This window comes from Paenibacillus sp. NPDC056579 (assembly GCF_042793215.1).
GTDB lineage: Bacteria > Bacillota > Bacilli > Paenibacillales > NBRC-103111 > Paenibacillus_S.
Genome location: NZ_JBHTVD010000019.1, coordinates 1 through 18,835, shown reverse-complemented (window position 1 = coordinate 18,835; position 18,835 = coordinate 1). Strand labels below are relative to the sequence as shown.

The following is an 18,835-nucleotide window of genomic DNA, read 5'->3' as shown; positions in this document are numbered from 1 at the left end:
AATATAATATTTTTACGGGAACCCCGAAAGTTCGTGTATACCGACTTGGTGGATTATGTACATTTTCACTGGAGTTTGATGGCGATCGTGTTATCGATTATATTCCTATCCGTCCACGGCCTAGCGGGTTGGTTCTTTAGGGATCGCAAAGTTTTCAGGAAGGAAGCGAGCGAGCGATAAGTTTGCTGCTGCAATACGGCATTATCGTTTCAGTGTGGATCCTTTCATTGTTATTGATTCTCATCATCCCGCGGCAGAAACGTCGATTGGCGATGGTCGTTTATTGTTCAAACAGTGTATTACGTGTATTTTCGGTCATGCCGTGGTCGAGCTCAAACTTCTCGCCTATCCCGTAAGGGAGCTTGCCGACGTTAGCCGGACGAGCTTCACCTACGAATATATGGCCTATCCGATGACATGCGCGGTGTTTAACGCGTATTATCCGAGCCATCGGAGTGGCTGGATTCAATTCGGCTATTACGTGTTATTCACTACTGTACTGACGATAGTTGAGGTGCTGCTCGTACAATATACCGATCTGATTCGGTATGTTCGTTGGAACTGGTTTTGGTCGTGGGCTACGATTTTCCTCACATTCCTGATGACTCGAGCGTTCTGCGTGATCTACTTCGGAACCATGACACGAGTGGAAACGGCAAAACAAAAGAACGCATCCAGTACGACACGTTCCTAAATGTAGGGCTATGCTACGCTGGCCGCGCTCCTGCTGCCGCCGCGCGTAGTGCTGAAGAAACATCGGCATTTTAACGACCAATCCGTAATAATAGGAAGCAGAAGAAAGAGGGAGGGCGCCTTAAAGGGCCTCCCTTCCGCTTGTCATGATTCGCTGCGCTGGTCCGCCAAATCAAGCGCGTTCGCCGACGTACAAAAGTGTCTCATTGAAAGGGGGCAATTTCCGTAGTCTGCTATTATCCACTTAAAAATATGCTCTTCAACATTAAGAGGTTAATTACGGTGACTCTCCGCGTCTATGGCAAATACGTTCCTCCAAGCGTCAACGCAGTTCATTTGCCGGAGAGTATCGGCGTAAATTCGGAAAACATCATACGCAGCGTCTACATAGACAGACGACCATACCTCGACATTAGTGAGCTTGATTCCACTTGTATCCGACAAAGAAGGAGAATCTCTGCCACTACCAAAGCTACCGTTTTATTGTTGGTCCGGCAGACGTAATGCGTTTGCTGAAGTTTGCGCTTGATCTAAAAATTCCTCTGCTTGGGTCAATTGCTGCCGGGCTGTCTCCAAAGCTTGTGAATTTGTTGCCGCATTAGATTCACTTATTGAGCTTATCGCCTGATTTAAAGCCGTTTGCGCCTCAGAAACCGCGTTAGATGCATGCTGCTCTAGCGTATTGCCGCTCGAGTGAAGTGTACCTTCTGCCGGTTTTCTTGCATTTTCGGTGGCTAGATCAATTTTGTTTTCATTGGGCAAGGTGAGTCCTCCCTCCTTAGAGCAAAGATCAATAACTTAAACAGAAATAAGTATGCGGTTGAGATTTTGTTTATATTCTTACGACTGCATGGGAATATTCGGACCCCAGATTTTCGGCAATCCATTTTAGTATAGGATCCAATGCGTAGGAAAGTCTAACTTTGATGAAAGAAAGGAGATAATTACTCAATGAATACGCCAACGCTAGCGCCGCACGAATCGATGGAACTGCATGAAGCGTTAAACTTCAAAACGCTCTGCCTCGCTAAGTCAAAACTTATGCAAGGCTTGGTCTTTGACCAGGAGCTGAAAGCGTTAATGCAGAAGGACGTCATTCTATCCACGCAACAGATCGCCGAGCTCCAGGCCATCTACGCAAGAGCTCCATTCCAAACGCCTGTTCCGAATAGCCCGACACCTATCACTCATTAAAGGGGAGCGCCAATGAACACCGATTATTTAGACCCGATTAATTCGTTAAATATGCCGGAGATGGCAGATATGACATTTGCAATGGACTTCCTTATTCGTGCCAAGGAGGGTGTGCGAAATTTGTCCATCGCCCTGACGGAAACGGCTTCTCCCGATGTAAGAGCGCTGCTGCGAAATCATCTTATGCAGGGGATTGCACTGCACCAAGAAATCACGGAGCTTATGATTCGCAAAAAATGGTTCCATCCTTGCGAGCTGAACGAACAGTACCAACTCGACCAGCTTTCAGCGAAAAATACGGTGATGATCGGGCAGATGAATTTGTTCCCGGATGATACGTCGCGTAAAGGGATGTTTGATCGGACCCCAGATGAACATATTGGAGGACATAAAGCATGAAGGCGGTAACGTATCAAGGGATTAAAAATGTCGTGGTCAAAGAGGTGCCGGATCCGAAGATTGTGAAACCGGACGATATGATCGTAAGAGTCACCAGTTCCGCCATTTGCGGTTCGGACCTTCACCTGATTCACGGGATGATCCCTAACCTTCAGGAGAACTATGTCATCGGGCATGAACCGATGGGGATCGTAGAAGAAGTAGGTCCTGGAGTGACCAAGGTAAAGAAAGGCGACCGGGTGATCATCCCTTTTAACATCGCATGCGGGGAATGCTTTTATTGTAAGAATCAGCTGGAAAGCCAATGCGACAATTCAAACGAACACGGGGATATGGGCGCATATTTCGGCTACTCCGGAACGACCGGTGGTTACCCTGGCGGGCAAGCCGAGTATTTACGAGTTCCGTTTGCTAATTTCACCCACTTCAAGATTCCTGAAAACTGCGAGCAACCGGACGAAAAGCTAAGCTTGATCGCCGATGCCATGACGACGGCATTCTGGAGCGTAGATAACGCCGGTGTCAAGAATGGAGATACGGTCATCGTGCTCGGCTGCGGTCCGGTCGGACTTCTGGCCCAGAAATTCTGCTGGCTGAAGGGAGCAAAGCGAGTCATCGCCGTTGACTATGTCGATTACCGCTTACAGCATGCGAAGCGAACAAACAATGTGGAAATCGTAAACTTCGAACAGGATAAGAATATCGGCAACAATCTCAAGGAAATGACCAAAGGCGGCGCCGATGTCGTGATTGATGCGGTAGGAATGGACGGCAAGATGAGCGATCTCGAATTTCTAGCCAGCGGTTTGAAACTGCAAGGCGGCACCATGAGCGCATTTATCATTGCGTCTCAGGCTGTCCGCAAAGGCGGGACCATCCAAGTCACTGGGGTATACGGCGGACGCTATAACGGATTCCCCCTCGGCGACATCATGCAGCGCAACGTGAATATCCGTTCCGGACAAGCCCCGGTCATTCACTACATGCCGTATATGTACGAGCTGGTAACGTCGGGCAAAGTAGACCCTGGAGATATTGTTACGCACGTCATTCCGCTTAGCGAGGCCAAGCACGGCTATGAAATGTTCGATACGAAAACGGACAATTGCATCAAAGTCATCTTAAAGCCCTGAATATGGGTAAATACAGGGGAGGACAATCCGAATGAATTCCAATTACGCTTTGCATGAGATGCTGGAGGTTCATGAAATGGCTGCGTTCAAGACCGTTTGCATGACCAAATGCAAAACCATGCAGGCTCTGGTAACCGACCCGGAGCTCAGGCAAATTTTGCAGCAAGACGTGCAATTATCACAGCAGCAGCTTCAGGAGCTCGGTGGAGTGCTGTCTAAAGTGACCCTAACCTAAAAGGAGATAGAAACATGAACACCCTATTAGAACACTTGACAGGGCTTCATACGCTGACCGACGACGTGATCGCAATGGATTTTTTGATGAACGCCAAGAGCGGAGTCAGAAACTACGCCATGGCCGTAACCGAATGTGCCACCCCCGAAATCAAGCAAATTTTGATGAAACAGCTCGACGAAGCTATAGACTCCCATGAAAAGATAACAAACTACATGATGCAGCGGGGCCTATACCATCCCTACCATATTCCGGAGCAAATTCAGCTCGATCTGAAAAATATTCAGACCGCTATGAACATCCCGTCCTGACACCGTATTTCGTCCGACAAAACGCGCAAAGCCACCATGGTTCAGGCGCGTTTTTTGATTTTAGCCGAAGACTTGAGAGAATCAAATATTCCCCGTGTCAAGAATCCAACAATACAACAAGGGCAGACACGCTCCGCACTTTTTTTGGCTTCGTCACAAACACACTTAAACAAGCGTTCCTTCGTTTGTTTTGCTTCAGACTGTCATCACCACGCACTCTGTGCATCTCTGCTCTCCCGTCTCTTCTCTATAGGCATTTTTTTGTTTACAATTCTTTCCAGGTAACGTCTGATTTGTGATTTTAAAATACTCAATCCCCCTGGCATTCTGTAGAATTAATTGAACTATTCTGCTAGTTTTCTTAAGGTCCCTGCTGATGTTTTGTCCGCTTATGAACGGCGGGAGTTTGAGTAACTATACTGCCGGTTAGCGTAACGCCGCAGTCGGTCTAGTCCTTTATTTTCTGAGTCTATACCTTTATTTTCATAGTCTACAACTATTTCCGAGTCTATCACTTTATTTTGCAGGGACAGCATGAGCTATGAATATTAATTTGACGAAAGAGTTTCTTTGCCAAAGAGCTCATTTTTATTTGTTTATTTAGCTCATTTGTTTTTCTACAAATACAAAAATACCGTTCCACGGAAAGTTTCCGTGAAACGGTTTGCTCATTTGGTATGTAGCATGTAAAAAACCACTCGCTTGGGACCCACTAATTAATATTAGCTTCGTTTTATTGATCTTAATCTTTCTTTAAGTTGCATTATCTCAATTATTTCATTCTTGTTATAGATATAAGTGTTTCCGCAAAGGGATTACTAATTCCCATTTCAATTTCACTCAGGCTTCCTTGTGATATGCCTATACTTTTTGCAAACTGAATTTAGTTTTAAATTATTCTCTTTGCGGATACATTTGATTCTATGCCAATGTCACTCATCAATTTCACCACCGGTCTTGAAGTTCTCTGTAAATCAACTTAAACGCAATTTAAAAGGGAGCACCGAATTATTCCTCTCGGGCTCCCTTCTTTTACTGGTTCCATAGATCTTTAACTGGTTCCAGACATCTTCCACTGGTTCCAGACATCTTTATCACCGGACACTATCCCCCACAAAACAGACAACCTTACTCTACCGTCACGCTCTTAGCTAAGTTACGCGGTTTATCGACATCGTTGCCGCGCGCCAAGGAGGCGTAGTAGGACAGAAGCTGCAGCGGAATCACGGACAAGGCCGGTGTCAGCAGCGGCAAGGTGCGAGGGATCGTGAATACGCCGTCCACTGCTTTGCCGAGCTCAGCTTGCCCTTCGGACTGAAGCCCGAATACATGAGCGCCGCGGGCACTAACTTCCTTGATATTGCTGATCGTTTTTTCCAATAGGTCTTCTTGCGTGCCGAGCGCAATGACCGGAATGCCATCTTCGATCAACGCCAGCGTACCGTGCTTCAACTCGCCTGCAGCATAAGCTTCGGAGTGAATGTAGGAAATTTCCTTCAGCTTCAAGGAGCCTTCCAGTGCAACTGCGTAATCAAGACCTCTACCGATAAAGAACAGGTTGCTGTGTGTCGAAATTTGCTCAGCCCATTCTTTGATGCTTTCGGATTGCTCCAAAATTTGCTCAACCTTCTCCGGAAGCAGCTTCAGCTCGGAAATCACATTCGCGATAAAGCTTGCTTCTTTCGTTTCCAGCGTTTGAGCCAGATACAGACCGAACAGATAGAATGCGATCAGCTGTGAAGTATAAGCTTTCGTAGAAGCAACGGCAATCTCCGGACCGGCCCATGTTACGATAACATGATCGGCTTCACGAGCAACCGAGCTGCCTACTACGTTAGTAATGGCAAGAACCGCAGCACCGTTACGCTTGGCCTCGCGAAGTGCAGCCAGCGTATCGGCCGTCTCCCCGGATTGGCTCACTACGATAACCAAAGTGTCTTTGTTGATGATCGGTTCACGGTAACGGTACTCAGAAGCAACATCGACTTCCACAGGGATTCTAGCCAGCTTCTCAATGACGGTTTTTCCAACCAGACCTGCATGATACGCGGTACCGCATGCGATAATATGAACGTTGCGGATCGAGAGGATCTGCTCAGCCGACATATTGATGTCATCCAGAACGACTTTGGTTCCGGACGCATCCAGACGGGATCCCATCGTATCGCGATAAGCCTTCGGCTGGTCATGGATCTCTTTCATCATAAAGTGATCAAATCCGGCTTTTTCCGCCGTCATAATGTCCCAATCGACATAGAATAATTCCCGGGAAATAAAATTCCCCTCCAGTGTCATTAATTCGACACCATCTTTCGTCAAAACCGCCATTTCTCCGTCATTCAAAATATACACATTACGCGTATAGTCCAAAATCGCGGGAATGTCCGAACCGATGAAGTTCTCGCCTTCGCCTACGCCGATAATCAACGGGCTAGACAAACGAACGGCTACCAGCTTCTCCGGCTCATATTCGGTCAAAACACCAAGTGCAAAAGCGCCTTTCATGCGGGTAACAGCTTGCTGTACCGCTTTAACAATATCGCCTTGATACAGGCTTGCAATAAGGTGCGAAATGACTTCCGTATCCGTCTCCGATACGAATACGTGTCCTTTGGCAATCAATTCTTCTTTCAAAGAAATATAGTTTTCAATAATGCCGTTATGAACGACGGAAAATTTATGCGAGTTATCCGTATGAGGATGAGAGTTAATGTCCGAAGGCTTGCCGTGTGTAGCCCAGCGGGTATGGCCGATACCGATATATCCGTTCAGCGGCGCTTCTCCCAGCTTCGACTCCAGGTTCGCAAGTCTGCCCTTCGATTTTTTCACTTCCAACCCGTTCTCGGTAAATACAGCAACACCTGCGGAATCATAACCGCGATACTCCAGTTTCTTCAAGCCTTCAATCAATATATTCTGAGAATTACGTTTTCCAACGTATCCAACAATACCGCACATAAGGGATAGAACCTCCTGCTATTTTAGGAAATGCGTCCTCTGCGAACGCACTTTTAGAATGAGACCGACACAATTGGTACATTTTGTATCAGCAGCAGGAAATGAATGCATCTGGCTATTGACTGAGACGCCATTCCCCTGCGGAGTGATACAACGTCCGTCCGTCTTTTCGTCATGCCGGATCTTTGTCCATCCAGTCGCCCGGATGATTTCCAATCGCGGCTTGTACGGTAGTGATCGTCTACCGGAAGGTCCCCGCCGAATGTTTCGAACACCTTCACCTCGTCAACTTACAAGCGGCTTTCCAAACGCTAGATCCTGTCTAGTCCTATGAATCGGACTCCCAATCTATGTAGAAACCCTCGTAAGTTCTGGCGCTATGATTGTTGTAACCTCTACCCACCTTTCCATTTCGGAATCAAAATGCATATAACCATCATATTCATTTTCGTACCGATGTGCAACACATATTTTCATGATGTTTTCATGCGTCAGTTTTAAGGAAAAATTCTCTAACAGGCTTCCAAACCCATTAGAGAATTTCTACTAATAAATCTATGATATGGATATGATTGCATCTACAATGCCTATTATCTATTAGCCAAGCTCCTGCTGGATGACTCCGGCAATATCCTGTACGTAGGCTTCTACTTGAGCTTTGTCCGGACCTTCCGCCATAACCCGAATCAGCGATTCCGTACCGGATGGTCTTACCAGTACGCGGCCGTTATCTCCGAGCTCTTCTTCAACCTTGCGAATGGCCTGGCCGATAGCCTCGTTCTCTTTCCATTTGCTCTTATCAGCTACGCGCACGTTAACCAGCTTTTGCGGATATTTGCGCATAATTTGCTTCAAATCGCTCAGCTTCTTACCGGATTGAACGAGCGTATCCATCAATTGGAGCGCCGTCAGAATGCCGTCTCCCGTTGTGTTGTAATCCAGGAAAATCACGTGTCCGGATTGCTCACCGCCCAGGTTATAGCCGCCCTTGCGCATTTCCTCCATCACATAACGATCGCCGACCGCCGTCTTCGCCGCCTTCAAGCCAACCGCTTCAATCCCTTTGAAAAAGCCGATATTGCTCATTACCGTCGTTACAATCGTGCTGTTGTTCAACAAGCCCGCTTCGTTCAGCGCGTGTCCGCAAATGCTCAGAATGAAATCGCCGTCGACTTCCTCACCTTTCTCGTCGATAGCAATCAACCGGTCCGCATCGCCGTCGAACGCCAAACCGATCGAAGCTTTATGCTCCAGCACTACCTTCTGCAGTGCTTCCGGATGCGTAGACCCGCAATGGTCGTTGATGTTGCGGCCGTTAGGCTCCGCTCCTACCGTAATAACCTCGGCACCTAATGCTTCGAATACTTTCGGCGCCAGCTCATATGCGGAACCGTTAGCGCAATCGAGTGCGATTTTGAAGCCTTTGAAGGACGACTTCACCGTCGATTTCAAAAAGTCCAAATATTGATATTTAGCCTGCTCGTTGTCTTCAGCCGTTCCGAGATCGCCTCCGACAGGACGAGGAAGCTCGTCCACCTCGGCATCCATCAGACGCTCGATTTCGAGCTCGGTTTCATCGGACAGCTTATAGCCATCCCCGCCGAAAAATTTGATCCCGTTATCTTCTACCGGGTTATGGGAAGCCGAAATCATAACTCCGGCATCCGCCTTCATCGTACGGGTCAAGTAGGCAACCGCCGGCGTCGAAACGACTCCAAGTCGAATGACGTTGGCTCCGATGGACAAAAGTCCCGCTACAAGCGCGGCTTCCAGCATCGTTCCCGAAATCCGGGTATCCCGGCCGATCAATACGTTCGGCTTCTCCACTTGCCCTGCCAATACATAACCGCCGCAGCGGCCGATCTTATATGCTAACTCGGGAGTCAGCTCCTGATTCGCGACTCCACGTACTCCGTCAGTTCCAAAATATTTCCCCATGAACGAAATCTCCCTTTCTTCTCCCGTTGGCTATGGTTGCTTGGCCGCATCATTAGCGTTTGCATTTGCATTCGTGTTCGCATTAGCATTCGTGTTCGCATTGGCGTTAGCGTTCGCCTGCTTGGCGCTGATCTCGACTGTCGCTTTAAAGTCTTGCTGCGGACCTTTCTTAATAAAGGTCGGCAAATTCAGCGTGACCGGCAGCTCGTGACGACCCGGCGGCAAATTGCTGACGTCCAGGATTGCTTGCACATCCTGCGCCTTCACTTTATCCAGAAGCGCCGGAGCACCTTCCACGACCAGGTTCAGCTTGCCGCTTTCCGGCAGCACCACCTTCGTGTCGAACCCGTCATTTTGCCCTACAATGGACAATGGGATTTGCTCCAACGTTTTCGTTGCCGAAGCAACAATATTGATTTTTACTTCCACCTTGGCAGGGTCCAGCTGAGTGGCTTTGTTGCGCAGCGGAATATCCAGAGAGAGCGTATATTCCTTCTCTTCCTTCAAATCCGCCAGATTGACGCTCGGCCCCTCGTAATACTCCATGCGGTTCAGGACATCCTGCGACCCGTACACCGTCACTTTATCCGTATTTTGCTGCAGCGAAGCTACGCTGAAGCCCCGCGGCGGTTCCCCTACCAGCTTTAGCTGAAGCGGTACCGTCGTAAACGGACTCGTGATCGGCACCTCCACTTCGACTACAGCCGGGTTGATGGCCGCCATCTCCATAACCTTGCCGTTTTTGTCGTAGGCTACGAGACGCGCCTTGCTGGATACCGGAGATTGGGCTTTCTCCACATTCACGTCCGCTCTTACCGACTCTATCTCCTCGATGCTACCGCTAGGAACCGTGACGGTCACCTTGTTCGGCTTCACGATCGGCTGCCCCGCCTTCAATCCGACGGCAGGGATCCCGGTGACATTGACGGTAACCGGCATTTGCTTGTTCGACTTCTCGTCTATTACAACCTTCGCATTAGGCGGGCTTACTTTGACCGTCACGTTGGAGGGAAATCCAACCGGTGTCAGCGGCAGTATATGCTCTCCCTTGCCAACCTTCGTCAAATCAAGCTCGACGGAATAGTTGCTCGTGCTCATGGCTTTCTTCAATATAGAATCTTTCCCTGATATGGTTAATACTACCTGAGCAGGGTCTATGGATTCAACATAAAACTGATTATTGTCGTATTTTGGCGTAACAGAGACGTTGGAGATTTGCTCCTCCCGTACTCCCGTTCCTCCCGTGCCGGGGACCGTGCTGTCATCCATATGGACAACTGCCCACAATAAAATCCCGATGACGAGAGCGACCACCTTCACTACATTCGTGTTGCGCAGCCATTGGTCCATCATCGCAGCCTCCATTTCCAAATGGAGCTTTTTTCCTTAGTCTTCGTCTTCGACTTGAGCTCCTCGAACAGCTTGGAGAGAAGCGATTCCTCCTTAATATCGCGGACGATATGCCCGTTCATAGCAAGAGAGACTTGTCCTGTTTCCTCCGAGACAATGACGCAGATCGCATCGGACACTTCGCTCATTCCTATCGCCGCGCGGTGCCGTGTACCCAATTCCTTGCTTATAAAAGGATTCTCGGACAGAGGCAGGTAACATCCCGCGGCCATAAGCTGATTTTTGCTTAATAGGACTGCCCCGTCATGCAGAGGCGTATTCGGTATAAAAATATTGATCAACAGCTCGGAGCTGATGTGCGCTTCAATCGAAATCCCTGACTCTATGTAATCCTTCAAGCCGGTCTCCCGTTCAAAAACGATTAATGCCCCAATCTTTCGACGTGCTAAATAATTAACTGCCTTAAGTACTTCGCCGACCCGCCGACTTAACTCTTGATCGTCCTCCGTTGTGGTTCTGCTAAACAAAGTTCCGCGGCCCAGCTGCTCCAGTGCTCTGCGCAGTTCCGGCTGAAAAATGATGATGACCGCAAGAACCCCGAAGGTGAACATCTGATTCATCATCCACTGCAGCGTGTTGAGCTTGAACCAAATACTGAGCGCCCATGTAACCACGACTACGAAAATTCCTTTTAGCAGCTGAATGGCTCGGGTGCCCCTGACCAGCAAGATCAAATTATATATAACGTAGCTAACGATTAGAATGTCGACAATGTCTTTGATACTGATGGCACGAATGAAATCCATATCATTTGCCCCCAAACAGGATCCAGCTTATATATCTATAATCCCTTCTTTCCATCATACCACATAATGAAGAAAAAACCCTCCCTTTCACACTGTCAATTAGGGAGGATTTTCGAAAAATGGTTCATACGAACTATTTATTTATGCGATAAGGTCGAAGCCCAATCGTTCATTTTATACCAGAGCCAGCCGAACGCCTCGTCGATCTCTGTAATTTGTCCGGAAATATGCGCCGTCGACGCCATTACGACCGATCCGTCAATCACGACAATATTTCCTTCAATATCTCCGTCCACCTTCAGCTTCCCGTTCTCGACCGTCAAATTACCGGCAACAGTCTTCCCTTGAGGAACGTAAACCGTATCCCCTTCTATTACGACCGACCGAAGATCTGAACCTTTCACCAAGAGCTCGGTATCCTGATTCCATAGTGACATGAAACTGCTCATCATCACGAGCGCAAATACTGCCGCGACTGATGCGGCCGGGTGTCTGCGAATCCATTGCCACCAAGGATTTTTACGTTTCTCAGGCGGTAGAGCCTGCATGATGCGCTCTGTCAGCCCTGAGGGCACTTCCTGCTTAGGCCACGCTTGAATGAGCGCTTCGACTTTTTCGAACTGCTTCAGACGCTCTCTACAAGCCGGACAAGCAAGCAAGTGCTCTTTTAATGTGACGGCCTCTTTGCCCTTCAATCCGCCATCCAAATATTCATGCATCAAAGGAAGGGCTTCATTGCAATCCATATAGAGCAACTCCTTTCCGTTGTCCTTGTACGCTTGTGTGTTACTTTACGTACGACATTCGATTTTGTTTCAAAAACATTTATAAAATATGCTCTAATTTTTTGCGCAAATATTCCCTGCCGCGGTGCAGCCTGGTCTTGATTGTGGTCACCGGCATCGAGAGAACATCGCTGATTTCCTGAAGGGACAAATCCTGCAAATAGCGTAAGATGACTATCGATTTATATTTATCCGGCAGCGTATCGATGGATTTGCGTATTTCCGACTGCGTCTCGCTTAGCACAACCTGATCGTCAGGCGTATCCTCTTGGCTCGGCAGCATGGCATACCAATCCGTACCTTCCCCATCGCTCATCTCGGCATCCAGGGAATAATTCGGCTTCCGCTTGCGCAGACGGTCAATACAAAGATTCGTACCGATCCGATAAATCCAGGTGGAAAACTTCTGGTTCTCATCGTACCGTTCCAGGTTCGTATACACGCGCAAAAACGTTTCCTGGACAATCTCCTCCGCCTCATGGCGGTTATGCAGCATCCGGTTGGCCAGATGATAAATTTTGTCCTTGTACAGCTCCACTAGCTCGGCAAACGCAGCCCTGTCCCCATTTCGGGCCAATTTGGCGAGCCTTACATCCATTTCACTCAAACGACACTCCTCCAGACTTCCGGTCCTTGCTTCAGGCTATGGTGGCCGGACTCGTCAGGACGCTCCCCGTTCATGGTATCTTCGGGAATGATTCCTGCCAATATGAAAATCATACCAAACCATCGCACCTCATGTACAGTTTTTCATAAAAAACCAGAGCGAATACTATGCAGCTGCACATTGGCTTCAATATTGTTTTTATTTTATCCTACGGGGTAGGAACGATTTCGTTTCATAGCAAAAAAATCAGGCGTCCTGAGTCCAGGCCGCCCGATGGGGATTACATTATGCAATTTCCGTATGGGATACGAATACGATCAGCCCGTATTCCGGAGTCCCGCAGCAATACCGTTAATGGTCAAAAGCACTTCCCGAAGCAGCAGCGCATCGTCCTCGTTCAGTTCCCGCTGCGCTCTCAGCTCGGAAATCAATTGAACCTGCAAGTAGCTGAGCGGGTCGACGTAAGGATTGCGCAGGCGGATCGATTCTTGAATAACCGGCACATTGTCCAAAATTTCCTGTTGTCCGGTAATCATCAAGATCAAATCCGACGTACGGTCGTACTCGTCCTTAATCAAATTGAAAATACGCTCCGCTATAGCGTTGTCCTTGATCATGTTGCCATACTCTTTGGCGATCAACAGATCCGCTTTGGCCAACGCCATCTGTAAGTTGTCGATCAAGGAACGGAAGAACGACCAGTTCTGGTACATCTCTTGAAGCACGGTCAAGTTCTCCGGCTTGCCTTGGTAGTAGCTGTAGAGGCCGCTGCCGGAAGCATACCATGCAGGCAGCAAGTAACGGCTTTGCGTCCATGCGAATACCCAAGGGATAGCGCGCAGGTCCTCGAACCGGTCGCTGCCTTTACGCTTGGACGGTCTGGAGCCGATGTTCAGCTCTCCTACTTCCGGCAATGGAGTCGACTCTTTGAAGAAAGTCATGAAATCCGGATCGCGGAAGATCAGATCCTGATACTTCGTCTGCGCCTGCTCCGAAATGTCCTTCATGATTTCTTCCCATTGCGGTTCGATCTGCTCAGCTTGAGGATTGCGTCCGTTCAAAGCAGCCGTGATCAAAGCCGAAGTAGCTTGCTCCAAGCTGCGGTACGCGATCCCTTTTAGCGAATAACGGGAGGACAGCACTTCGCCCTGCTCTGTAATTTTGATGCCGCCGCCAACCGTATCCGCCGGCTGCGCCAAAATGCTGCGGTTGAGAGGCATACCGCCGCGGCCGAGAGCGCCCCCGCGGCCATGGAAAAACTTCAGCTTCACGCCGAACTCTTTGGCCGCTTCCGTAATGCTGCGAAGCGCTACGCGAAGCTCCCAGTTGGCTGTGATTACGCCGCCGTCCTTGTTGCTGTCGGAATAGCCCAGCATAATTTCCTGCAGATGGTTCGTGCTGATCAGGCTGTTGCGGTAAGCAGGAATTTTGTACAAGGTGCGCATAATATCCGGTGCTGCGTGCAAATCGTCGATGGTCTCGAACAACGGCACGGATTGCAGCGTACAGACGACCGAGCCGTCCTGCTCATGACGGTATAAGCCTGCTTCTTTGCCGAACACAAGCACCTCGAGCAAATCGCTGGCGCCCTGCGTCATACTAATCAAATAGCTGGAGATACATTGGCGTCCGAACTCCTGCTGCGCTTTCTTCACGACGCGGTATACGTTCAAGCATTCCTGCGTGGATTCGGAATAGTTCATGTAAGGCGAAGTAATCGGCCGCTGTTCATTCAGAAGGCTGCTCAGAAGCTCAATTTTCTCGTCTTCACCCAAAGCCGAATAATCTGGACAAATGCTCATTTTGGCTAGAATTTCCGTCATCGCCGCTTCATGCTCTTTGCTGTGCTGTCTTACATCGAGCGATGCCAGATGGAAGCCGAACAATTCAACCTGACGAATTAGCTTCGTCACGTAGGTGTCCGCGATGAAATCGGCATAATGATTACGCAAGCTGCGCTCGATAATCTTCAGGTCCGCCAGGAATTCATCCGGATTGTTATATTTCTGGGTCGGGTTCACGCGGGAATTGCCGGATTGCTGAATTTTCTCAATCATGTAGGACACTTTAATCCGATACGGTTCCTTGTCATTACGCCATACTTCATCGGCATTGGACAGCTTTACATGCTTGCGGTCATGCTCCACCGCATCCAACAGCTCCTGCGTTACTTCAACGATGTTTTTGCTGAAGCTCATATGCTTAATGAAGTCTTGCAGCAGCTCCGCATATTTCTGAAGAGCCAGCTCCCGGTGCATCGTCAGCGTCTCCCAGGTTACATCGGATGTTACCGAAGGGTTGCCGTCGCGGTCGCCGCCGATCCAGGAACCGAACTTCATATAGACAGGCACATGCCACGATTCCTCAGGATAGTACTTATGCAGACAGCGTTCAAGCTCTTGATACACTTCCGGCAGTACATCGAACAGCGTCTCGTCAAAATAGTACATGCCGTTCTGCACTTCGTCGATAACGGTCGGCTTGCGGTCTCTAAGCTCGTCCGTTTGCCATAGCGTAACGACTTCGCCAAGCAGATTGGTCCGCAGCTGTTCGCGCTCGCGGAACGTCAGACTAGGGTTGTCCAGCTCCATCATGTCGTTGGCAATCCGCTGATGAATATCTAGAACGACGCGGCGGCTTGCTTCCGTAGGATGAGCCGTCATTACGAGCTCGAGCGAAATGCCTTGAATCATATCCTGCACTTGGGCTGCAGGAATCGCCTGGTGCTTCAGATCGCGGACAACGTCCTCAATGGAGCCCGGCTGTACATTTTCCCCTGCAGAGCGCTCGTAATCGCGTTTGCGGCGAATACGGTGATTTTGCTCAGCGATATTGATCAATTGAAAATAAATTGCAAATGCACGAATAACCTGATGTCTCTTATCAGGGGCCAAAGAGTTGATCGTCTCTTTAAATTCCGCGTACATTTCGTGACTGTACTGGGCGCGCAGGTTCTTGCTCATCTCTCTAATTTGCTCTACTATGGCCAGTAGCTCGTTACCGCCTTGATGAACCAGAACCTCTCCCAGAATGTGTCCCAAGAAGCGAACATCTCTGCGCAAAAGGTTGTTTGACGTGTTTTTGTTAATCAAGCTGCCTGAATCCGACATGGTTCTCCTCCATCCCTTACCTTGGTCATAATGAATATTTTAACACAATACCGCGCTACCATGCAGTAAATTTATAAAGGAAATGTTAGACTTTCTTACTTTCCCTTGTAAAAACAAAGAAAAAAGACCCCCCGGGGGCTAGTAAATAGAAGCTTTTTCCTATGCTGGAAAAGTCGAATAATCTCGAATACTCTATAAAGCATTATTCGGATCTGCCGGCTCCATCCTCCTTCGCGAGCTTAGTCAGCTTCGCATGTACCGCCAAACGTCCCGCTTCCTTATCCATTGTACTATCGCACGTAGATAAGGTAATAATTAGACTATCCGCAGAAAGCGACACATCCGAAGGATACAACGACCGTTCCCGAATGTCTTGTACAAAAGCTTCATATTCCGCATCGGTATCGAACTGGGTTCGGATATAATCGACATCGGTTGTCGTGTAGTAGACGGAGAACACCTCCGCGACATAACTCTCATATAAGGTATCGAAGGTGAATGCAGGGTGGGTGCGGAAAAACTCCAGGTCCGCGTACCGCTTCAGCTGGCCGAACATCGAGCCGTCTTTCATATTACGGCCGTAGATAACCGTGTGCCGATTCTCTTCTTCTGCCCTATTGCGATAGTCCATAAAAATGCTTCTGGACTTCGATTCTTCATGCTTGTAATTGCGGTTCAAGTAATACAGATTATCTTGCGCTTGAACGATGGGGTAATCAATCGGGGTGTCATGCAGTCTTAGCCAGCCGACAACGTCCGGAGTAATCTTTTTCAAGCTGTCTAATCGGGAAGTTGTCTTTGAAGGCATGGCAGGGATGGCAGGGACTCGGGCCTCCGCCCGTTTGGCTTCCGGTGGTTTGGCTTCCGCTGGCTCCTCCGAGCTCGAATAATAGATTTGGCGCGCCTCAGCCGTAGCCTGGCTGCCTGTTGCATAGCTGAAACCAAGCTGATAAGAGGAATAAGCTATTCCGATTATACTTAGTCCCATTAAAGCTCCCCTAAGTACTTTCTCCCGCTACTCGTCATGAGATGCCTAGCGGTACCAGATAGAATCCGGTATCATATTTTACAACCACATCTACCCCGTAGATCGATTTGACCGCATTGGCTGTAATGACTTTCCTCGGCTCACCCATCATCTCGATGGCTCCATCCTTCATCACGATCAGCCGGTCGCTATAACGAATCGCTTGATTAATATAATGGAGGACCATAACAATCGTCAGCCCGTAGGTCGCGTTAAGAGTCTTAATTAACTCTAATAGTTCAATTTGTTAGTATATGTCAAGATACGCTTTCGGCTCATCCAAAAACAGTATTTTTGTTTTTTGCGCCAATGCCATGGCGATCCACACTCTTTGCCTCTCTCCGCCCAATAATTGATCAATGGTCAATTTCCTCTTGGACAGCAAATTCGTGCACGACAACTCCCACTCCACTGCCTGCTCATCCTCTTCATCCGGCTGTGCGAATAAACGCCGGTGTGGCATCCGTCCGAAGCCGGTCAGCTTCTCAACCGTCAGATCCGACGGAGCTTCATTTTGCTGATGAACGACAGCCAGCTTTCGTGCAAGCTCCTTGGGCTTGTACTCGCTCAGCAGCTTGCCGTCCAGTACGATTTGCCCGCTCCGGGGCGTAAAGTTTTGCGACATGACGCCGAGCAGCGTCGATTTGCCGCAGCCATTCGGTCCAATGATGGTTGTAATTTTGCCGGTGTCGATGCTGCCCGTTATCGATTTCAGCTGATCGTTTGCTTTGTCGTAGGAAAAGCTGACATCTCTAATTTCCATAGATGCGATCATTCTTTCTAAAGTAAAAAAGGGCCGCCGATCACCGTCATAATTATCGATGCCGGAATTTCGGCAGGAGCGAGCAGCGTTCTTCCGAGCGTATCGGCAGCCAGTATAAGCAATGCCCCGGCAAGGGCCGAGAACGGAAGGAGCGCCTTATGATCCGAGCCGACCAAGCAGCCGGGTAATGTGGGGGATCAGCAGTCCGGCAAAGGCGATCAAGCCGCCGATGGCCGTAGCTGTCACAGCTAGCAATTTCGCTTAACTTCAATTTGCCATCTTCACTTCATCAAATCAACGTATTAAAGTAATTTAATATAAAAAAAACCTGAGCAATCTCAAGTCGTCGTTAAAGATTATGGAGCGGGTGATGGGAATCGAACCCACGCTACCAGCTTGGAAGGCTGGAGTTCTACCATTGAACTACACCCGCGTAAATAAAAATGGTCGGGACGACACGATTTGAACATGCGACCCCCTGGTCCCAAACCAGGTGCTCTACCAAGCTGAGCTACGTCCCGATGGTATATGAAGCAAACTTTTAAAAGTTTACAGCATAAGCTTGTATTTGATTAATGGCGTGCCCTGAGAGATTCGAACTCCCGACCTTTTGATTCGTAGTCAAACGCTCTATCCGGCTGAGCTAAGGGCACATAATTATGGAGCGGAAGACGGGAATCGAACCCGCGACCCTCGCCTTGGCAAGGCGATGCTCTACCGCTGAGCCACTTCCGCAAAAACAATGCGCGTAGAGGGACTTGAACCCCCACGGTCGCCCGCTAGATCCTAAGTCTAGTGCGTCTGCCAATTCCGCCATACGCGCGCTTTAAGAAAAACATGGTGAGCCATGTAGGACTCGAACCTACGACACCCTGATTAAAAGTCAGGTGCTCTACCAACTGAGCTAATGGCTCATACATGGCTGGGGATCTAGGATTCGAACCTAGGCATGACGGAGTCAAAGTCCGTTGCCTTACCGCTTGGCTAATCCCCAATATGCATTGAGTGTAAAGATGGTGCCGTCGAGAGGACTTGAACCCCCAACCTACTGATTACAAGTCAGTTGCTCTACCAATTGAGCTACAACGGCATATTCATGGTGGAGGCTGACGGGATCGAACCGCCGACCCTCTGCTTGTAAGGCAGATGCTCTCCCAGCTGAGCTAAGCCTCCATATGTATAGAGAGAATGGTGACCCGTAGGGGATTCGAACCCCTGTTACCTCCGTGAAAGGGAGGTGTCTTAACCCCTTGACCAACGGGCCGTGCACTGGAGCTTCCAACCGGGATCGAACCGGTGACCTCATCCTTACCATGGATGCACTCTACCTACTGAGCTATGGAAGCTTATGGCTCCCCGAACAGGACTCGAACCTGTGACAACTCGATTAACAGTCGAGTGCTCTACCAACTGAGCTATCAGGGAATGTCCGCTTGGCGACGTTCTACTCTCCCAGGACCCTTCGGTCCAAGTACCATCGACGCTGGAAGGCTTAACGGTCGTGTTCGGTATGGGTACGCGTGGTT

Annotated in this window: 16 protein-coding genes, 12 tRNA genes, 1 rRNA gene and 2 pseudogenes; 6 read left to right on the top strand and 25 right to left on the bottom strand. The window is 49.0% G+C overall.

Going from position 1 to position 18,835, the window contains the following annotated elements; all coding sequences use genetic code 11:
- The first annotated feature begins 283 nt into the window (after positions 1 to 283).
- Positions 284 to 694 carry a CBO0543 family protein gene (locus tag ACFQ88_RS37650; RefSeq protein WP_379462878.1) on the top strand — a complete coding sequence of 137 codons (411 nt, stop codon included), beginning with the start codon at positions 284 to 286 and terminating at the stop codon, positions 692 to 694.
- Positions 695 to 1,173: 479 nt separating this feature from the next.
- Here ACFQ88_RS37650 and ACFQ88_RS37645 read toward each other — a convergent pair whose 3' ends face one another.
- Positions 1,174 to 1,455, bottom strand: a complete 282-nt coding sequence (locus ACFQ88_RS37645) for a hypothetical protein (protein WP_063184920.1) — start codon at positions 1,453 to 1,455, stop codon at positions 1,174 to 1,176.
- A gap of 189 nt (positions 1,456 to 1,644) precedes the next feature.
- Here ACFQ88_RS37645 and ACFQ88_RS37640 point away from each other — a divergent pair, with 189 nt between their 5' ends.
- The 5 genes from ACFQ88_RS37640 to ACFQ88_RS37620 are packed head-to-tail and all read left to right on the top strand — an operon-like array spanning position 1,645 to position 3,965.
- Positions 1,645 to 1,887 carry a spore gernimation protein GerQ gene (locus tag ACFQ88_RS37640; RefSeq protein WP_379462875.1) on the top strand — a complete coding sequence of 81 codons (243 nt, stop codon included), beginning with the start codon at positions 1,645 to 1,647 and terminating at the stop codon, positions 1,885 to 1,887.
- Positions 1,888 to 1,899: 12 nt separating this feature from the next.
- Positions 1,900 to 2,286, top strand: a complete 387-nt coding sequence (locus tag ACFQ88_RS37635) for a spore coat protein (RefSeq protein WP_379462873.1) — start codon at positions 1,900 to 1,902, stop codon at positions 2,284 to 2,286.
- Positions 2,283 to 3,419 (top strand): zinc-dependent alcohol dehydrogenase, encoded by a 1,137-nt coding sequence (locus ACFQ88_RS37630; RefSeq protein ID WP_239631007.1) that lies wholly within the window; start codon positions 2,283 to 2,285, stop codon positions 3,417 to 3,419. Before ACFQ88_RS37635 ends, ACFQ88_RS37630 begins: the two co-directional genes overlap by 4 nt.
- A gap of 31 nt (positions 3,420 to 3,450) precedes the next feature.
- The gene (locus ACFQ88_RS37625; protein WP_239631006.1) at positions 3,451 to 3,654 is read left to right on the top strand and encodes a hypothetical protein; all 204 of its coding nucleotides are present in this window, start codon (positions 3,451 to 3,453) and stop codon (positions 3,652 to 3,654) included.
- A gap of 14 nt (positions 3,655 to 3,668) precedes the next feature.
- Positions 3,669 to 3,965 carry a spore coat protein gene (locus ACFQ88_RS37620; RefSeq protein ID WP_127462733.1) on the top strand — a complete coding sequence of 99 codons (297 nt, stop codon included), beginning with the start codon at positions 3,669 to 3,671 and terminating at the stop codon, positions 3,963 to 3,965.
- Positions 3,966 to 4,737: 772 nt separating this feature from the next.
- Here ACFQ88_RS37620 and ACFQ88_RS37615 read toward each other — a convergent pair.
- The 24 genes and pseudogenes from ACFQ88_RS37615 to rrf form a co-directional block, all read right to left on the bottom strand.
- Entirely contained in the window at positions 4,738 to 4,848 is a 111-nt protein-coding gene (locus ACFQ88_RS37615) for a helix-turn-helix domain-containing protein (protein WP_379462941.1), read from the bottom strand.
- 245 nt (positions 4,849 to 5,093) lie between these two features.
- A complete protein-coding gene (gene glmS, locus ACFQ88_RS37610) occupies positions 5,094 to 6,923 on the bottom strand; it encodes a glutamine--fructose-6-phosphate transaminase (isomerizing) (RefSeq protein WP_379462870.1) in 1,830 nt (609 codons plus the stop codon).
- Between the two features lie 597 nt (positions 6,924 to 7,520).
- Entirely contained in the window at positions 7,521 to 8,861 is a 1,341-nt protein-coding gene (gene glmM, locus ACFQ88_RS37605) for a phosphoglucosamine mutase (protein ID WP_239630991.1), read from the bottom strand.
- A gap of 30 nt (positions 8,862 to 8,891) precedes the next feature.
- Entirely contained in the window at positions 8,892 to 10,214 is a 1,323-nt protein-coding gene (locus tag ACFQ88_RS37600; RefSeq protein ID WP_379462867.1) for a CdaR family protein, read from the bottom strand.
- Complete coding sequence (gene cdaA / locus ACFQ88_RS37595; protein ID WP_239630989.1) at positions 10,211 to 11,017, bottom strand: diadenylate cyclase CdaA; 807 nt, start codon at positions 11,015 to 11,017, stop codon at positions 10,211 to 10,213. Before cdaA ends, ACFQ88_RS37600 begins: the two co-directional genes overlap by 4 nt.
- A gap of 137 nt (positions 11,018 to 11,154) precedes the next feature.
- Positions 11,155 to 11,763 carry a zf-HC2 domain-containing protein gene (locus tag ACFQ88_RS37590; protein WP_379462865.1) on the bottom strand — a complete coding sequence of 203 codons (609 nt, stop codon included), beginning with the start codon at positions 11,761 to 11,763 and terminating at the stop codon, positions 11,155 to 11,157.
- Between the two features lie 79 nt (positions 11,764 to 11,842).
- Positions 11,843 to 12,409 carry an RNA polymerase sigma factor SigW gene (gene sigW / locus ACFQ88_RS37585; RefSeq protein WP_239630987.1) on the bottom strand — a complete coding sequence of 189 codons (567 nt, stop codon included), beginning with the start codon at positions 12,407 to 12,409 and terminating at the stop codon, positions 11,843 to 11,845.
- A gap of 317 nt (positions 12,410 to 12,726) precedes the next feature.
- Positions 12,727 to 15,519, bottom strand: a complete 2,793-nt coding sequence (gene ppc, locus ACFQ88_RS37580) for a phosphoenolpyruvate carboxylase (RefSeq protein WP_379462862.1) — start codon at positions 15,517 to 15,519, stop codon at positions 12,727 to 12,729.
- 202 nt (positions 15,520 to 15,721) lie between these two features.
- Positions 15,722 to 16,507, bottom strand: a complete 786-nt coding sequence (srtB, locus tag ACFQ88_RS37575) for a class B sortase (protein WP_379462860.1) — start codon at positions 16,505 to 16,507, stop codon at positions 15,722 to 15,724.
- Between the two features lie 34 nt (positions 16,508 to 16,541).
- Positions 16,542 to 17,309 (bottom strand): annotated as a pseudogene (locus tag ACFQ88_RS37570) (ABC transporter ATP-binding protein).
- Positions 17,299 to 17,570: pseudogene (locus tag ACFQ88_RS37565) on the bottom strand (iron chelate uptake ABC transporter family permease subunit); the annotation flags it as partial. The pseudogenes ACFQ88_RS37565 and ACFQ88_RS37570, both read right to left, overlap by 11 nt.
- A gap of 98 nt (positions 17,571 to 17,668) precedes the next feature.
- Positions 17,669 to 17,742 (bottom strand) — tRNA-Gly (locus tag ACFQ88_RS37560).
- A gap of 11 nt (positions 17,743 to 17,753) precedes the next feature.
- Positions 17,754 to 17,830 (bottom strand) — tRNA-Pro (locus ACFQ88_RS37555).
- 55 nt (positions 17,831 to 17,885) lie between these two features.
- A tRNA-Arg gene (locus ACFQ88_RS37550) sits at positions 17,886 to 17,962 on the bottom strand.
- A gap of 7 nt (positions 17,963 to 17,969) precedes the next feature.
- Positions 17,970 to 18,044, bottom strand: a tRNA-Gly gene (locus ACFQ88_RS37545).
- Positions 18,045 to 18,052: 8 nt separating this feature from the next.
- A tRNA-Leu gene (locus ACFQ88_RS37540) sits at positions 18,053 to 18,132 on the bottom strand.
- Positions 18,133 to 18,147: 15 nt separating this feature from the next.
- Positions 18,148 to 18,223: transfer RNA gene (locus tag ACFQ88_RS37535), tRNA-Lys, on the bottom strand.
- 5 nt (positions 18,224 to 18,228) lie between these two features.
- Positions 18,229 to 18,303 (bottom strand) — tRNA-Gln (locus tag ACFQ88_RS37530).
- Positions 18,304 to 18,323: 20 nt separating this feature from the next.
- Positions 18,324 to 18,399, bottom strand: a tRNA-Thr gene (locus ACFQ88_RS37525).
- Positions 18,400 to 18,406: 7 nt separating this feature from the next.
- Positions 18,407 to 18,482, bottom strand: a tRNA-Val gene (locus ACFQ88_RS37520).
- Positions 18,483 to 18,498: 16 nt separating this feature from the next.
- Positions 18,499 to 18,573 (bottom strand) — tRNA-Glu (locus tag ACFQ88_RS37515).
- 6 nt (positions 18,574 to 18,579) lie between these two features.
- Positions 18,580 to 18,655, bottom strand: a tRNA-Thr gene (locus tag ACFQ88_RS37510).
- A 3-nt stretch (positions 18,656 to 18,658) separates the two neighbouring features.
- Positions 18,659 to 18,734, bottom strand: a tRNA-Asn gene (locus ACFQ88_RS37505).
- Positions 18,735 to 18,740: 6 nt separating this feature from the next.
- A 5S ribosomal RNA gene (gene rrf, locus ACFQ88_RS37500) occupies positions 18,741 to 18,835 on the bottom strand; the annotation flags it as partial.

Coding starts and splice junctions, on each gene's coding strand:
- ACFQ88_RS37640 (WP_379462875.1), top strand. CDS start 1,645: ATGAATACGCCAACGCTAGCGCCGCACGAATCGATGGAACTGCATGAA.
- ACFQ88_RS37635 (WP_379462873.1), top strand. CDS start 1,900: ATGAACACCGATTATTTAGACCCGATTAATTCGTTAAATATGCCGGAG.
- ACFQ88_RS37630 (WP_239631007.1), top strand. CDS start 2,283: ATGAAGGCGGTAACGTATCAAGGGATTAAAAATGTCGTGGTCAAAGAG.
- ACFQ88_RS37625 (WP_239631006.1), top strand. CDS start 3,451: ATGAATTCCAATTACGCTTTGCATGAGATGCTGGAGGTTCATGAAATG.
- ACFQ88_RS37620 (WP_127462733.1), top strand. CDS start 3,669: ATGAACACCCTATTAGAACACTTGACAGGGCTTCATACGCTGACCGAC.
- glmS (WP_379462870.1), bottom strand. CDS start 6,923: ATGTGCGGTATTGTTGGATACGTTGGAAAACGTAATTCTCAGAATATA.
- glmM (WP_239630991.1), bottom strand. CDS start 8,861: ATGGGGAAATATTTTGGAACTGACGGAGTACGTGGAGTCGCGAATCAG.
- ACFQ88_RS37600 (WP_379462867.1), bottom strand. CDS start 10,214: ATGATGGACCAATGGCTGCGCAACACGAATGTAGTGAAGGTGGTCGCT.
- cdaA (WP_239630989.1), bottom strand. CDS start 11,017: ATGGATTTCATTCGTGCCATCAGTATCAAAGACATTGTCGACATTCTA.
- ACFQ88_RS37590 (WP_379462865.1), bottom strand. CDS start 11,763: ATGGATTGCAATGAAGCCCTTCCTTTGATGCATGAATATTTGGATGGC.
- ppc (WP_379462862.1), bottom strand. CDS start 15,519: ATGTCGGATTCAGGCAGCTTGATTAACAAAAACACGTCAAACAACCTT.
- srtB (WP_379462860.1), bottom strand. CDS start 16,507: ATGGGACTAAGTATAATCGGAATAGCTTATTCCTCTTATCAGCTTGGT.